We start from the raw sequence: 14685 nt of genomic DNA on the forward strand, positions 1-14685 counted from the left end.
TCCGGCGCGCAGCAGGGACGACTTGCCGCTGCCCGAGGCACCGACGACGGCTGTGAGTCTGCGGGCCCCTACTAGCTCGGCAAGTTCCTCGGTCAGCCTCTCGCACCCGAAAAAGAGCCTGTGGTCCTCCGTCCTGAAACGTCTCAGGGGGCACGGCGTCATCGTCCTGCTGCGGCTGGGCCAATTCGGCGGACGCCGCCTCCCGCCAGCACCGCTCCCACGGGTCGCGGTCGGCTCCGCACACGGTCGCGTACGCGAGGGCGACGGGAAGCGAGGGGAGCCTCTCACCGGAGGCCGCGTCGGCGACCGTCGTACTGAGTAGCGCGTACGGCGCGCTATCGCCCGGTAGGCGATGCTGCCCGCTTTCTGCCGCAACTCCCCTAACTCGGCGGCGAATCGCTGGCCCCGTTGTCGGATCCAGCGGGCTTTCGCGACGTCCCGTGCGGGACTCCCCTCCCCGTGACCGGGCGGACTGCCCGGCACGTCTTCTCCCTCCCACCCGACTCCGCTCGCTCCTTCGCCGTTCCCGGCCCCCGCAGTTGGGGCCTGCCGGACAACTCCAAGTCGATGAAACTCAAGGTCAGATGGGAATCGCCGGGCCTGACAGCCCACCCCTGCTGTATTCAAGGGCGGGCGGTCGTGTCTCCGGGGGCCACTGCCACCGTGATGGAGAGGATCCAGTCGCTTAGTTCCGGCCGGATCCCGGCAGACGCTTGCCGGCCCGGAGTCGAACCGGGTCTGTACCGGTCATGACCCCGGCTGCTCTGTACCCGGTGAGACCCGCACGGGCAGTCTGGCACGGAGGCGGAGCCGTCGGCCAGTCTCCGCCCCCGCCATCAGCGTTTCATCAGCGTTCGGCCTTGATGTTGGTGTTGCCGCAGGCGTTTCCGAGGGTGCCGAAGCCGTAAGCGGCGATGAGGTTCGCCTGGGTGCAGACCCTGGAGACGGTGCCCTGGAAGGTGCTGATCAGGTCGGTGTCCGGGGTAGGACCACCGTTCAGCTTGGCCGTGGGGACGACGTTGTAGACGTCACGGTTGTAGGGGAAGTTCACGTTGAGCGTGCCGCTGGCGTTGCGCGGCGTGACGCCGTCCACCCGGGTGAGGACCGTGTCGCCGTGGCGGTCGGTCGCAACGTCGCTGGTCTGGGCGATGTACTGGGCGACCGAGTACGGGGCGATGTCGCCGGCGGTGTCCAGTGCCAGGCCGTCGTTCGGCTGCACCGTGCCGTTGACGCAGGCGCCGACCTGGGCCTCGGTGAGGCCGATCTTGTCCAGGAAGAAGGTCCGGGTGCCGGAGCCCGGGTGCGGCAGCAGCGGCGTCAGGGCGACACCGTTGTGCGTGGTCTTGGCGCAGGAGTAGATGGTTCGGAGCTGGCCGGTGTTGAAGCCCACCGCGTCGTTGAGGGGGCTGTCCGAACGGACTACGGCGGTGACCGCGTCCTTGGCGAAGGGGATCCACGTCAGCCGGGTCGTGCTCAAGTCGACCGGCCCCCGGGAGGAGCGCGCGAAGTCGATGCAGCCCGTGCTGGCGGAGATCGCGTTGCGAAGCGCGTCGATGCCGGGCGAGGAACCGTTGGGCCGGGCGATCACACAGCCGAGGACGCGCGTTTTGATGGGTGTGGTGCCCACCGCGTCGTACGAGGCGATCAGCCGGGAGCTTGGCCCGTTGGAGTCGGCGAAGGTCAGGCCAAGGGCGTTGCCGATGTCCTGGGTGGTGTCGGAGCCCACACCGACGAGCTGACGGTAGTCGCTGGCGGGGACCGGGTCGGCCGAGGCGGGGGCGGTGAGCAGGCTCAGACCGAGAACGGTGGCGCCGGCAGCGGCGGCCGTGCGCATACGGGACTTGACGTTCACTTCTGTTCTCCTCCGTGCATACGGATGGCGAGCAAGGGACGGTCAAGCGGAATCCGGATTCCCGTGCTGCCGGCCCGTCGGCCGGCCCTGTGAACAGTTCCGTACATTCCTGCCGGAGAACCACCAACTCTCCTGGATGAAACGGTGACGAAGGCATCCCCTAGGGGACACCTAGGGGATTACCGAATGGTTACGGACAATTCCCGGTGGCTCAAATGCCGCTCAGCCGGAACCCGGCCGCCCCGATGCGGGCGGGCGGCCGGTCCGGTCACGCCCGCCGGCTCCGCCTGCACCCGCGGCGGGAAGACCGCCGCGAAGTACCGCACTCCCGCTTCGTCCTCGCCCCGCGCTCCGCGAGGAGCTCGAAGTCCTCGCCCCCGTCGACCGCCACCCCGGCCGCGCATGGAAGCAGGGCCCGGCACTCGTTGTCGTGCCCGCGCCCCGCACCGAGCGCCCGGTACGGAACGGGTACGCGAGGACGTCGACCGCCCGGCAGGAACCGGCGAGCCGGCTCGAAGCCCTCCACCGTGTCCAGTGTCACAAGGTCTTGAAGGAGCGGCCGGGCACTTTGCGTACCGGCGGTGCCGGACGGTGTGATGGTCGGGTCGCGGCACTATCGGCAGTCGGGGTGTCAGCTGAATGCGGGCCACTGCGCCCCAGCCCACTCCGGGCAGTGGCCGTGTGTCCGTTGTGGGATCAGGGCGCCAGTCGGGCGTGGGGACGAGACCGGGCTCGACCAGGCCGAGCCCCTTGAAGAACCCGCCGATCTGGGCGGGCGTGCGCAGCAGGTAGGGGAGCGGGGCGGATTGGTTGTAGTCGTCCTGGGCCGCCGCGCCGTGGGGGGACATGACGGCGTGGCTCAGAATCAGGAGGCTGCCCGGGGCGGCGGCGTCGACGAGGCGGGCTACGAGTGCGTATGCGTCGTCCAGGTCGGGGATGTGGCCCAGGACGTCGGAGAAGACGAGTGCGACCGGGCGGGAGAAATCGAGGGTGCGGGCGGCCTGGCGTTCCGGCCCGGGCCTGTCGTCGTGCTCCTGGCGCTTGTTGCCGACTGTGCCGGCGCCGGTGTCCGAGGGTTCTTCGGGGGCCTGGGCCTGGCCGCGCCGGCAAAGGAGAGGCGGTGCGCGTGAGGGGAGTCCACCGCGTGCTCAGCTCCGCGGTCGGCGGGTCCGTCTCGGCTGATATGCGTATTGCCCAGGGTGGTCCGTAGTTGGTTCGCTGGGGGTGTCCTTGTGCCTCCCCGTCCCCGTCTTCCGCGGAGGAGTCCACGTGTCCCAGGTCCGTGCCGGTGTCTCCCGCCGTGCCGTTCTCGCTCTGCCGCCCGCCCTGGCGCTGCTCGCCGCGCTGCCGGGCACCGCATCAGCCGTCCGGGCGGGCGCCGCCGGATCGGGGTTCGGCTGGGGGTTCAACGGCTATGGCCAGGTCGGTGACGGTACGTCGGCCAACCGCGCCGTGCCCGTCCCCACCGCTTTGCCCGCCGGGGTGACGGCGACCGCCGTGAGCGTCGGCGTCGAGCACGCCCTGGCGATCGGCTCGAACGGTGCCGCGTACTCGTGGGGCCAGAACGACTACGGCCAGCTCGGCACCGGCACACAGGCCGCGCGGACCGCGCCCGGCCTGGTCGCGCTGCCCGCCGGTGTGACGGCCCGCGCGGTCTCGGCCGGCAGCCGGCACAGCCTGGTGGCCGGCAGCGACGGCGGGGTCTGGGTGTTCGGCGGCAACGACGCCGGCCAGCTCGGCACCGGCACGCTCTACTCCAGCCGGACGCCGACGCGGATCGCGCTGCCGGGCGCGGTGGCGGCCGTCGAGGTGTCGGCCGGCTACTCGCACAGCGCGGCGATCGGCGCGGACGGCCATGTCTACACCTGGGGAACCGTCGCGTCCGGCATACTCGGCCGCGCCGGCGACAATCGCGTCCCGGGCCCGGTGCTCACCTCGGGCCTGCCGCTGCCGAACGTCACCGCGATCGCGGCCGGAGGCGATCACACCCTGGCCGTCGCCGGCGGCCGGGCCTACGCCTGGGGCGCGAACGTCGCCGGGCAGCTGGGCGACAACACGGACGTCACCCGCTTCGAGCCGGTTCCGGTCTGGGACGTGTCGGTGGGTGGCCCGGTCCGCCAGATCGCCGCCGGGTACCGGCACAGCCTGGCCGTCACGGCAAGCGGAGCGGTCTACGCCTGGGGCAACAACTTCGCCGGCGAGCTCGGTAACGGGCTGTGCAGCCAGACCGGCCCCGGCGTGGGGATGACCTGGTTCCGGCCCGGCCCGGTGTCGCTCCCGCCCGCGACGGTCGCCGTCTCGGTCGGAGGCGGCATGAACCACAGCGCGGCGGTGACCTCCACCGGACAGGTCCACGCATGGGGGATGAACATCTACGGCCAGATGGGAGACGGCACCACCGGCGCCTCGCACCTGACTCCAACCCCCGTCACCCTGCCGGCCGGCCGGAAGGCCTCCGCCGTCGCGGTCGGCCACAACACCGCCCTGACGATCACCACACCGTAAGCTTGTTGTTCAGCCTCTACCAAAGAGCCACGAGGACATCACCGACGGTCTGCTCCAGGAGTTCCTACTCGACGGCGAGCCCGTACACCTCATCAAACTGATGCACCGCACCTGATCATGGCTCTTTGATGTGCCCCTTCAGTGCTTTTGCCGAAGGGGCAGTTGGGTGCCCTGCAGACGCCAGGGCCTTGGTGTGATCATGTGCGGCGCGATCCAGAGCTTCATGCCGGATGGAGCCGGCAGAGGCACAACATCTGCCACTGGCTCCGAGAAGCCGACAAGCACCCGTACTACGGCGCGCTCAAGCCGGTGCTCGACACCCACGCCGGCCAGCTCGCCGGAGCGATCGGCAGGAGAAGTCCATCCAGCCGGGCGCGCCGACGCTGTCCTCAGGGAGCGACGCCGGCCTTGCGCCATTCGGTGAGGACCTCGTTCACCGCGTGGACCGCCTCGGGGGCGTCGCCCTGCTGGAGGGCAAGGTGTTCGGCGAGCGTACGGACGGCGGCGATGCCGAGCGTCAGGACGGCGAGCACGCGCTCCAGACATGTGACGAGCCCGTCCTGATCGGTGTCGCAAGCGCGGAGGTAGGGGGAGAGCAAGTCGGCCAGCTGCGCAGCCTCGACGTCCCCGTCGCGCGCACGTACAAGGGCCCCGTAGCAGTCCCACACCGCGCGCAAGGCATACTCCGGCACCACCATGATCCTGAGATTCGAATGATGATGATCAACCGTCGGACAGTCCTCGACCCGGTCGGCCGCGATCTGCCAGGGCAGAGGCGGGAGAACATACGAATTCTCACCGGTCGCCGAAGCAGCTGCCTGAACCGTCCGCAGGGCCTCACCCACCAACCGCGCCTCCTCGCTCCACTCGACGCTGGACGGGAGGAGAGCAGGACGGTCATCGCTCATCCCCCAAGCCTAGTGTCCTTTGACAAGGAAGTCAGTCCAGAGCGGCGCCCTGACCTGGAGGGACTGAGTTGGATGTGCCGGGACGCGATAGGTGTCACATGGCCACGGCTTCTCTCACCCGTTGGTCTGTTGGTGTTCGTGGTGGGTTTGAGCCGTGACACGCTAGTTGGAACCTGGCCACAAGAGTTGGAACCAGTTGCGGCCAGCGCCGACTAGGCTCACCTCTATGTCCGAGCCAGTCTCTGACCCTCGCGTGCAGTCCTTGATCAACCAGCTCCGGCCGGGGGCCGTGAGAGCGGTGGAGGTCATCGGGTTCGACGGAGCGGATGTCCTCGTGAAGCTTGCGGATGCCGAGGGAGAGAAGACCGAGATCGGTCGGATCCCTCGGCAGGAGGCTTCGACGCGTCGCATGGAGCATCCATCCGAGCTGTTTAAGGTCGGCCAGGAGATCAATGCCGAAGAGATCGGGCGTTGGCGCGAAGGCCAGCTTCACCTCTCCGCCAGGGCGTGCGAGATTCCGGCCTTGCGGTCCTTTCTCCTCGCGTTCGAGCGAGGGCAGGTCGTCGCTGGGACGGTCTCCGAGGTTCACAATTTCGGGGTCTTCGTTCACGTCGATGGGGAACCGGACGGCCTCTGCACCGGCTTCATCCGGGTGCCGGACCTGACATGGGCCTGGATCAACCACCCTTCCGAGGAAGTCGAAGCCGGCCAGCGGATCACTGCCGAGGTGATCAGTGCCGAGACACGCTCCGGACAGGTCACGCTCTCGCTGAAGGCCATGCAGGAAAATCCACTCATTCGGTTTGCGGATCAGGTCGGCCGGGTCCTCACCGGGCCGATCATCAAGATCGTTCCTTTTGGTGTGTTCGTGCAGCTTGCCCCCGACGTTGTGGGGTCCCTTCACCTCTCAGAGCTGACCGACGAACCGGTCGGGACCCCTGACAAGCTCGTCGACGAGGGCGAGCTGATCACGGTGAAGGTCACCGAGGTTGACCTCCAGCGCCACCGGGTGCGGCTGTGCGCCACTGGCGGAGCGGACAGAACCTAGCAAATGGACATGCTGGTGCCCGATTCGATCTTCTCGATGAGGGCGTCGCCGTGCTGGAGGAAGAGTTCTCGTAGGGCCGCGTAGTGGTTCAGAGCGTCCGGGCGTGAGAGGTGGAACCAGGTGTTCGCCCGCCGCTGTCGCCAGGCTTGGCGAGTGGCGGAGGGCTGGCTTGCTTCGATGTTCCGTGGCGCATAGAGCGGCTCGCCGCCGGTGACGTAGGACCAGACGACGGCGGATGCCTCCTGACTCAGTCGGTCGTCCAGGACGGGGCGAACGGGGCCCGGGACGGGCGGGACGCTGGTGACGATCTCGTGCCAGGTCTCACCACCGCCCACCGGCTGCCGCCTCATCACCGACGCTCCGAGCTGAGGGAAAGCTGGGGTATCGGCTTCGGCTACGCGGGCACCGGCTGCCACACTCTCGCCCGCCTCGTCGACGTCCTCCTCGACGGCATCTCCGCCCCCGCGGTCAGCGCCGGCGTTCCGGACGCACCACGGACCCTGTCCGAGCTCCTGCGCGACACTGCCGCCACGACCACCTACACCCGCGCCCAGCTGCTGACCGCCCAGGCCGGATGACACCCCCTGGCCGTGCAGCTCTCCGTCAATGCCTGCCCGGAGCCGCTCGGACCGGCTCTTCTTCTTCGGCCGCGTGGTGACGTCCTTTCCGGCCGGGCCGGGGAGCACCCTGTGCCACTGGGGCCGCGCGCCCCGCGGTAGTGCCCCGGCGGCGGATCCGGACGATCTGTCACATCGGAGTCCTGTCATCTGATTGCCGCGCTGCTCAGCGGCTGACCGGAGACAGGCCCGGTCGCGCCTGATGACGGACCGAGGGGCGGGCAGCGCGGCCGTGGCGGTCCTTGACGCCTGCCGGCTCCCCCGGCTCCCCGGTGCCACTGGCCCGTTGCGTGCGTCTCCCCACAGCGGGGCGTACGAGGCCACGCCCGTGCAGCGTGATGCGGTCGGTGGCGGCGCGTCGACGCCACTGCTGGGCGGGGATGACGTGGAGGCCGGACACGGGCCGGGACAACCGCCGGCGGCCGCCGGGCCACGGAGATGGAGTGGGTAAGCCCGTGCTTGCCGGGTCTCGCCGCGCTGGAGATGGTGGACAGGGAAGCAGACGGCGGCCCGGCCGCTCGTGCCGGCGCCTGCCGCCAGAACTGGGCACTTTCCGGGCACCCGCTGCCGCAGTCGTACTCAATCCGCGGGAGGCGCCCCTCGTCCGCGTCCCGTGCATACTGCTGGGCATGACAACCTCTCCTGCCGTCCGTGTGCACTTGATGATCACGTTCTTGCTGGTGATGTGTGCGTCGATCGGAGGTGCCGGCATCGGTCTTCTCCTGGGTGACCGGACGATCGCCGTGACCGCCGCGAGCGTGGCCGGTCTCGGAGCGGGGGCAGGCTCGTTCCTCTCCCGCCGCCAGGTGACGGCGTTTCTTCCGGCCGGACGTCGTCCGCATCGAGGGTGACGGAGAGGTGATCGCCGATGCGGTGCTCGTGAGCATCGCGACGTACCAGGCGGCAGTGTTCCCGATCATCCCCGGCGGGGTGAGCGAAGAGGAGCGCGATGCCCGCCGTACCCTCGCCTACCGGCTCTCCGCGTTCGACGGCCTCCCGCTGGCCGTGCGGGTATCGGCGGCCCAGGCCCTCGAAGCCGTCGACCACGGTCTGGACGCCGACCGTACCCGGGCCGCGATGACGGCCCTGTCCCTCACGGTGTACGAACACCGCGGCCGCCGCTGGCGCGCGGCAACGGCGACACGCCTCTGACCGCCAGGCCACGGGCGTCCAGGTCACCGCCGCGGCCAACTGCCGAAAGGCGGAACGGGCGGCTGCGGCACACCCGCATCATGTCCTTGAAAACCGGCGGCGGAATCAGCGAAACCTGGCACACCCCCATCCGCCCTGCCCTGCCCTGCCCTCGCGATCATGCGCATCAACTCGGAGGAGGAGAGCAGGCGGGTCCACAACCGGCACGCGAGGCCGGGCAGCGGCTCGTTACGGTTCTTCCCGGAGCTGTTCGTCCGCTTGGCCAAAGCCGTCTGCCCTTCGCCCTGGCAACAGCGCGCAGCGCAGTCCGCCTCGGTGAAAGTGTGCTGGCTGTCCGGCCGCTACCAGCGCAGGGTCGGACGGGGGCGTGGGGCGAGTTCGGCCTGCTCGGCGACGGCGACGAGGCGGCCGGCGGTCTCCTGGCCGACCGCCTCGACGAGGCAGTCGAGGTCCGAGGCGATCAGGAGCCAGGAACGCCGCGGGAGGCTCGCGGATCTTCCGGGTCCGGACCCGGCCACCGTCGTCCAGATGGATCTGCCGGAAGCCGATGCTGTGGCTGTCCGACGCCCTGGACACCTTGATCGGAATGGTGCTGTTGACTGAACTACGCGGAAGATATTCGCAGGTCAGAGCCGGTATCTGCTAGCTTCCGGGCCGTGCTTGAGACAGGTGATTCTGCCCGGGACCTGGTGGGTTTTGTGTTGCCGGAGACCGGCGCGCTGGTGAAGACCGCGGACCCCGCGTGGCCTTACGTGTTGGTCGACGCGGAGGGCGTGGTCGTCGTCCCGGTGTCAGCGTTCTTCGCGGAACTCCAGGCGTGCGCGCGTCCGGCGACAACAATCCGTTCGTACGGGATGGATCTGCTGAGGTGGTGGCGGTTCCTGGCTGGATGGGGAGTGGAGTGGGACCGGGCTACGCGGTTGGACGCACGGGACTTCGCCCGGTGGATGCAGATCGCGCCGAAACCGCCACGGGTCCACTGGCGCCGCCGGGTGTCCGGCCGGACGGCGTCCATGCCGGCAGTCCGGGGAGAGGCCAGTGTGCCGAACGCGGTGACCGGCCGGGCCGGCCCTGGTCCGCTGTACTCGGTGTCGACGCGCGCGCACTGCGAGACGGTGCTGCGATCGTTCTACGCCTTCCATCTGGAGGAAGGCACGGGACCGATCATCAACCCGTTCCCCGCAGTGCGGGAGCGCCGTCGGCTCCCGATGGTGGCGGGCCGGGCGGCGAGGCGGTCTGCCGGGGGCCGTTACCGGCCGTCGGTGCCCCAGCGGCTGCCGCGTCGAATCCCCGACGGCCGCTTCAACGACCTGTTCGCCGCGCTGCGCCACCACCGGGACCGGGCCCTGCTCGCATTCTGGGTATCGAACGGGGCACGGGCGAGCGAGTTGCTGACGAGCCGGCAACGCGACCCGTTGCCCGGTGAGCAGTTGCTCGGGGTGATCCGGAAGGGGACCCGGGCCTTCCAGCAGCTGCCGTCTTCGCCGGACGCGTTCGTGTGGCTGCTGCTCTACCAGGACGAAGCGTGGCGCGCGGGTGTGCCCCGGGCCGGGCATGCGGCGTTGTGGTGGACGCTACGGCGGCCGTTCCGGCCGCTGACGTACCACGCGGCGAGGGCGATGCTGAACCGCGCCAACGAACTGCTGGGCGCGAACTGGACGCTGCACGACCTGCGCCACACGGCCGCATATCGGATGGCCCGTGACCCGGGCCTGGCCCTGACGGACGTGCAGTGGGTCCTGGGCCACGCGCACCTGAGTACCACGCAGATCTATGTTCCGGCAGGCCGGGAGGAAATCGTCGAGGCGATCCGCGCGCATCACGAGCGCCAGTCCCGGCTGGCCCGGGTCCCGGCGCTGCCGGCTGCCGGGTACCGGGCTGATTCGCTCAACGACCTGTTTGGAGGTCCCCGGTGAAGTCCCGCGTTCACGACATGACCGGTGCGGCACGCGTGCGCGCGGCGGACAGGCCGCCTGCCCTCCGGGCCGTGGGCGGCGTGATGTGTCAGGCCCGGGACCGGTTCCCGGCCCGGTCGGCCGGGACGCGCTGGGCGATGACGTGCGCGTCAGCCGAGGAGGTGATCGCCGCCCTCGACCGCCCGCCGTTCCGGGCGGAGAAGGCCCACACCCGGTGGCAGCGCAGAAGCGGGGCACGCGCGATCCTGGCCTGGCTGTCGGGCTTCCCCGGAGAGACCTGGCAGGAAAGGTGGGAGGCGTCCCCCGCCTCCGCCCACCCGGAACGCTGGACCGAGGAGGGGCACGCCTGGATCCGTACCGCGGTCGACGTCCGGTGGGACTGCGCCCGGTCGGGGCTGCTGATGCTGGCCGTCGCCGACGTGCTCCGCCTGACACCGGAGTGGCAGTTCGGCAACCGCAGCGGATACCTGCGCACGCTGACCGAACAGATCCGCGATCCGGAGGGTTTCGCACGTCTGGAAGAAATCGTCGACCCCAAGCACTGGGCGTCCGCAGGGGGAGGACGGTCCCGTCTGGCGCTGGTCCGGATCATGCTGGCCAAGGGCGGAGGGCTGGCGGACATCACCCCCGGAGACGCCTTCGAGTACATGGCCGCAGCCCGGACCGTCAGCCGCGACAGGATGAACAGCACCCTCTTCTACTCGTGGCTCAGAGAGTTGGGACATCTGCCCGCCGACGCCCCGGTGACCCTGCGCTTCCTCCACCGCGTCACGGGCCAGCTCAGCTGCGAGCAGCTCGTCGACCGTCACGGCGTGGCCTGCGCCCCCATCCGCGAGCTGCTGATCGACTACCTGGAAGAGCGCCGGCCTCGCCTGGACTACAGCACGCTCGACAACCTCGCCCGCGCCCTGACTCGCAACTTTTGGTCGGATCTGGAACGACACCACCCAGGCATCAACTCCCTTGACCTTCCACCTGGGGTCGCCGCCGCGTGGAAGGAGCGCTTCCGCACCCGGGTCCAGCGGCGGAAACGACCGGACGGCACCGTCGAGGAGACGCTGGTCGAGCGCGCCGACCGGGCCATGCTGTTCATCGCGGTGCGCGCCTTCTACCTCGACATCGCCCGCTGGGCAGTGGAAGAGCCAGCCCGGTGGGGCCCGTGGGCCGCGCCGTGCCCGATCAGGGAAGCCGAGACCACGGACGGCAAGCGCACCAAGCGGGTCAAGGCCCGCATGGACCAGCGGACCCGGGAGCGCCTCCCTGTCCTGGAGTCCTTCGTGAAGGCCGCAGCCGACCACTACCGCTACCGCCTGACCGCCCTTACAGCCCTCCTGGCAGCGCCCGTAGGTACCGCTTTCACCGTCCACGACGAGGCGTTCGTCCGCACCAAGAACCCTGCCACCGCCACCGCCCGCGACAAGGACGGAGCGCTCCTCTACTTCGGCATCGCCGAGCACCGGGCGTTCTGGGCCTGGGCCGCGGTGGAAGTCCTGCGCCACACCGGCATCCGCATCGAGGAGATGCTGGAACTCAGCCACCACGCGATGATCCAGTACCGCCTGCCCACCACCGGCGAAATCGTCCCCCTCCTCCAGATCGCCCCGTCCAAAACCGACCAGGAACGCGTCCTGCTCGTCAGCCCCGAACTCGCCGACGTCCTGGCCACGATCATCCGCCGCGTCCGCAACCCGACAACCGGCACTATCCCGCTCCTGTCCGCCTACGACTACGAAGAACGCCTCTGGAACCCGCCGGCACCCCTGCTGTTCCAATGGGACCGCAGCGGCGAGAACTCGCGCATGAGCGGCGAGTTCATCCGCAAGGGGCTGGTCGAAGTCCTCGCCTTCCTCGGCCTGACCGACTCCACCGGCCGGCCTCTGAACTTCGCCCCCCACGACTTCCGCCGCCTGTTCATCACCGACGCCATCCGCTCCGGCCTGCCACCCCACATCGCCCAGGCCATCGCCGGCCACACCAACATCAACACCACCATGGGCTACCATGCGATCTACCCCAGCGAGACCATCGAGGCTCACCGAGCCTTCATCTCCCGCCGACGGGCCCTGCGCCCCGCCGAGGAGTACCGCACCCCCACCGACGCTGAATGGGACGACTTCCTCGGCCACTTCAAACGCCGCAAACTCTCCGTCGGCACCTGCGCCCGCGCCTACGGCACCGCTTGCATCCACGAACACGCCTGCGTCAGATGCTCACTCCTCCGCCCCGACCCCGCCCAGCGCGGCCGCCTGGGGGAGATCCGCGACAACCTCATCGCCCGTATTGCCGAGGCCGAGCGCGAGGGCTGGCTTGGCGAGGTCGACGGACTGACTACCAGCCTTGCCGCAACTGAAGACAAGCTGTCCCAGCTCGCTGGTGGGCAGGCGCGAAAGGCAACTGCGGTGGACCTTGGAATGCCGTCCTTCGACCAGATCGCAACTCGCCTCAGCACCCAACAACCACGGGAGTATCCATGATCGTTCTCGACACCAACCAGCTTCGAAGCGCCGTGTTTCCACACGGCGCCGTGATGAACATGCTCACGAAGATTGCCGAGCTGAACGAGCGGCCTCTGGCGATCCCGCGCATGGTTGCCGTCGAGGACATCGCGCACCATCAGCACGCCATCGAGGACGCACTCAAGGACGCCCGCAAAGCCGCTGGCGTCCTTGATCACGCACTGGGCTCCGAGCTGATGACTGAGATCCGACGACTGTCAGGGAGCCGGGCAGCGGCCACTCGGTGGGAGGCGCTCGATGCAGTCTTCAAGATCCTTCCGACCCCTCCGGGAGCTGCAGAGGAAGCACTACGGCGCGAAGCGAACCGGCAGCCCCCGGCCGAACAGACATGGGTAGACAGCAACGGCAAGTCAGTCAAGGCCCGAGGCGCCAGAGACGTCACCATCTGGCTCTCGATACTGGAAGCCGCCCGCTCGACCGATGGCGAAGTGTGGTTCGTTTCGCAGGACGCCGACTTTGGCAGGGACGACTTCCACCCTCTGCTCCGCCAGGAGGCCCAGCGGTACTTGCGCGACGGGCACACCCGGCTGAGGTTGTTGAACGGTGGAATTGAACAGTTGCTGAGCGAGTTGGCGGAGCGCTCAGACGAGCCCAAGGAACTCGGGACCTGGCTCCAGGCCGATGTCATCGGGGAGGCCGTGAGCGCGCAACTCGTTGGCTCCCACACGTTCTTTCGGCTGATGCCCGAGTCCGACATCCTGCCGGCGAGAGGCATGACGTCCACCGGAACCGAGGTGTCCGTCCAAGAAGTCAGGAGAAGGAGGACGTACAGGGTCGGCGGCCATACCTGGGTCAGCGCTCAGCTTCGCTGCCGGGGCTTGAAGAAGTACAGCTTCCTGCGGGGCAGCTACTTCGCTGATGAGCAGGGAGAAATGGAGCGCTGGTGGGCGGGAACGGAGTTTTCTTGCGACGTCACGGTCCTTGCCGAGGTCTTGTCGACCGGCCTGTCGTCAATCGAGATCACGAGCGTTGGCCACCTGGCGATCACAGCTACTTCTCAGTCCAAGTCGTAGTTCAGAGAAGTCACGAGCCCGAACGAGATGGCCCCGCTCCACAGGACTGGCGGCACACCGACCATCTCCCGGAATACGGTGACGACGACCGCGGTGCCGCCCGTGATCCGATCGTCGCCCGGCGCCCTCCTTCCCGCACTCTGGGAACCGGAGGGCGCGGCTCACGCGCAGTGCCAGGTCGGTGACCGGTGTTGGTGATGCGACGCGGCCGGGTGTCGTACGGCCGGGCACGGACGACGCGCACCGGCCCTTCCCCTACAGGGGAGTTTTCCCGGCAGGCCGTCGTGGTCCGGTCGTCACCGGGAGCGCTGCCAGGGCAGCCGCCGCCGGGTACGTGCCAACGCGGTCCGTACATCGGCGAGGTTGTTGCGGCTGGTGAGGGTGTGGGGGTGGTCTGGGCCCAGGACGCGTTCGCGGTCGGCGAGGTTCTGCTGGAGGAGGTCGACGGCCTCCTGGTGACGCCCGAGCGCCTGGAGGGTGTTGGCGAGGTTGTTGCGGCTGTTGAGGGTGTGGGGGTGGTCTGGGCCCAGGACGCGTTCGTGTGCGGTGAGGTTCTGCTGGTGGAGGTCGGCAGCCTGCTGGAGACGTCCGAGCGTCTGGAGGGCGGCTGCGAGGTTGTTGCGGCTGGTGAGGGCGTCGGGGTGGTCCGGGCCCAGGACGCGTTCGCGGTCGGCGAGGTTCTGCTGGAGGAGGTCGACGGCCTCCTGGTGACGCCCGAGCGCCTGGAGGGAGGCGGCGACGTTGTTGCGGCTGTTGAGGGTGTGGGGGTGGTCTGGGCCCAGGACGCGTTCGCGGTCGGCGAGGTTCTGCTGGAGGAGGTCGGCGCCCTCCTGGTGACGCCCGAGCGCCTGGAGGGAGGCGGCGACGTTGTTGCGGCTGGTGAGGGCGTCGGGGTGGTCCGGGCCCTGGACGCGTTCGTGTGCGGTGAGGTTCTGCTGGTGGAGGTCGACGGCCTCCTGGAGACGTCCGAGCGCCTGGAGGGCGGCTGCGAGGTTGTTGCGGCTGCTGAGGGTGTCGGGGTGGTCCGGGCCCTGGACGCGTTCGCGGTCGGCGAGGTTCTGCCGGTGGAGGTCGGCGGCCTCCTGGTGACGCCCGAGGCCGTGCAGGGCAAGACCGAGGTTGTTGCGGCTGGTGAGGGTGTCGGGGTGGTCCGGACCC

15 protein-coding genes are annotated in these 14685 nt (G+C 69.3%); 8 read left to right on the forward strand and 7 right to left on the reverse strand.

Features of this window, described 5'->3' with window-relative positions:
• The 3 genes from BFF77_RS37925 to BFF77_RS38205 all read right to left on the reverse strand — a co-directional run.
• Positions 1 to 162 (reverse strand): nSTAND1 domain-containing NTPase (locus BFF77_RS37925; protein ID WP_342671240.1); only part of this gene is annotated, 162 nt, incomplete at its 3' end.
• Positions 163 to 847: 685 nt separating this feature from the next.
• Positions 848 to 1852, reverse strand: a complete 1005-nt coding sequence (locus BFF77_RS19025) for a substrate-binding domain-containing protein (RefSeq protein ID WP_079125293.1) — start codon at positions 1850 to 1852, stop codon at positions 848 to 850.
• Between the two features lie 179 nt (positions 1853 to 2031).
• Positions 2032 to 2799 (reverse strand): SAM-dependent methyltransferase, encoded by a 768-nt coding sequence (locus BFF77_RS38205; RefSeq protein ID WP_425424392.1) that lies wholly within the window; start codon positions 2797 to 2799, stop codon positions 2032 to 2034.
• On the opposite strand from BFF77_RS38205, the gene BFF77_RS36930 reads away from it, so the two are divergent.
• Both BFF77_RS36930 and BFF77_RS19035 read left to right on the forward strand, forming a co-directional pair.
• Entirely contained in the window at positions 2707 to 2982 is a 276-nt protein-coding gene (locus BFF77_RS36930) for a hypothetical protein (protein ID WP_079125295.1), read from the forward strand. The genes BFF77_RS38205 and BFF77_RS36930 overlap by 93 nt on opposite strands.
• Positions 2983 to 3121: 139 nt before the next feature.
• Positions 3122 to 4357 (forward strand): RCC1 domain-containing protein, encoded by a 1236-nt coding sequence (locus tag BFF77_RS19035; RefSeq protein ID WP_066951203.1) that lies wholly within the window; start codon positions 3122 to 3124, stop codon positions 4355 to 4357.
• A gap of 389 nt (positions 4358 to 4746) precedes the next feature.
• Here the strand turns inward: BFF77_RS19035 and BFF77_RS19040 are convergent, their stop codons facing one another.
• Complete coding sequence (locus tag BFF77_RS19040; RefSeq protein ID WP_066951223.1) at positions 4747 to 5202, reverse strand: hypothetical protein; 456 nt, start codon at positions 5200 to 5202, stop codon at positions 4747 to 4749.
• Between the two features lie 316 nt (positions 5203 to 5518).
• On the opposite strand from BFF77_RS19040, the gene BFF77_RS19045 reads away from it, so the two are divergent.
• A complete protein-coding gene (locus tag BFF77_RS19045) occupies positions 5519 to 6313 on the forward strand; it encodes a S1 RNA-binding domain-containing protein (RefSeq protein WP_245703588.1) in 795 nt (264 codons plus the stop codon).
• Here BFF77_RS19045 and BFF77_RS35215 read toward each other — a convergent pair.
• Positions 6310 to 6648, reverse strand: a complete 339-nt coding sequence (locus BFF77_RS35215) for a hypothetical protein (protein WP_141698465.1) — start codon at positions 6646 to 6648, stop codon at positions 6310 to 6312. The genes BFF77_RS19045 and BFF77_RS35215 overlap by 4 nt on opposite strands.
• On the opposite strand from BFF77_RS35215, the gene BFF77_RS19050 reads away from it, so the two are divergent.
• A complete protein-coding gene (locus tag BFF77_RS19050; RefSeq protein ID WP_066951206.1) occupies positions 6625 to 6891 on the forward strand; it encodes a hypothetical protein in 267 nt (88 codons plus the stop codon). The genes BFF77_RS35215 and BFF77_RS19050 overlap by 24 nt on opposite strands.
• A gap of 897 nt (positions 6892 to 7788) precedes the next feature.
• Positions 7789 to 8082 carry a hypothetical protein gene (locus tag BFF77_RS19060; protein ID WP_066951212.1) on the forward strand — a complete coding sequence of 98 codons (294 nt, stop codon included), beginning with the start codon at positions 7789 to 7791 and terminating at the stop codon, positions 8080 to 8082.
• Between the two features lie 341 nt (positions 8083 to 8423).
• On the opposite strand, the gene BFF77_RS35705 is transcribed toward BFF77_RS19060, so the two are convergent.
• Positions 8424 to 8600 (reverse strand): hypothetical protein, encoded by a 177-nt coding sequence (locus BFF77_RS35705; RefSeq protein WP_169922685.1) that lies wholly within the window; start codon positions 8598 to 8600, stop codon positions 8424 to 8426.
• Between the two features lie 522 nt (positions 8601 to 9122).
• Between BFF77_RS35705 and BFF77_RS19065 the strand changes: the two genes are divergently transcribed.
• From BFF77_RS19065 to BFF77_RS19075, 3 genes are all read left to right on the forward strand, one after another.
• On the forward strand, positions 9123 to 9998 hold the full coding sequence (locus BFF77_RS19065) for a tyrosine-type recombinase/integrase (RefSeq protein WP_245703586.1): 876 nt from the start codon (positions 9123 to 9125) through the stop codon (positions 9996 to 9998).
• A 161-nt stretch (positions 9999 to 10159) separates the two neighbouring features.
• Positions 10160 to 12472 (forward strand): site-specific integrase, encoded by a 2313-nt coding sequence (locus BFF77_RS19070; RefSeq protein WP_245703587.1) that lies wholly within the window; start codon positions 10160 to 10162, stop codon positions 12470 to 12472.
• On the forward strand, positions 12469 to 13527 hold the full coding sequence (locus BFF77_RS19075) for a PIN domain-containing protein (RefSeq protein ID WP_066951218.1): 1059 nt from the start codon (positions 12469 to 12471) through the stop codon (positions 13525 to 13527). Before BFF77_RS19070 ends, BFF77_RS19075 begins: the two co-directional genes overlap by 4 nt.
• 296 nt (positions 13528 to 13823) lie before the next feature.
• Here the strand turns inward: BFF77_RS19075 and BFF77_RS33410 are convergent.
• Positions 13824 to 14685: tetratricopeptide repeat protein (locus BFF77_RS33410; protein ID WP_141698466.1), on the reverse strand; the 862-nt coding region annotated here is incomplete at its 5' end.

Origin of the sequence: Streptomyces lushanensis (genome assembly GCF_001700515.1) — a bacterium.
Classification (GTDB): Bacteria; Actinomycetota; Actinomycetes; order Streptomycetales; family Streptomycetaceae; genus Streptomyces; species Streptomyces lushanensis.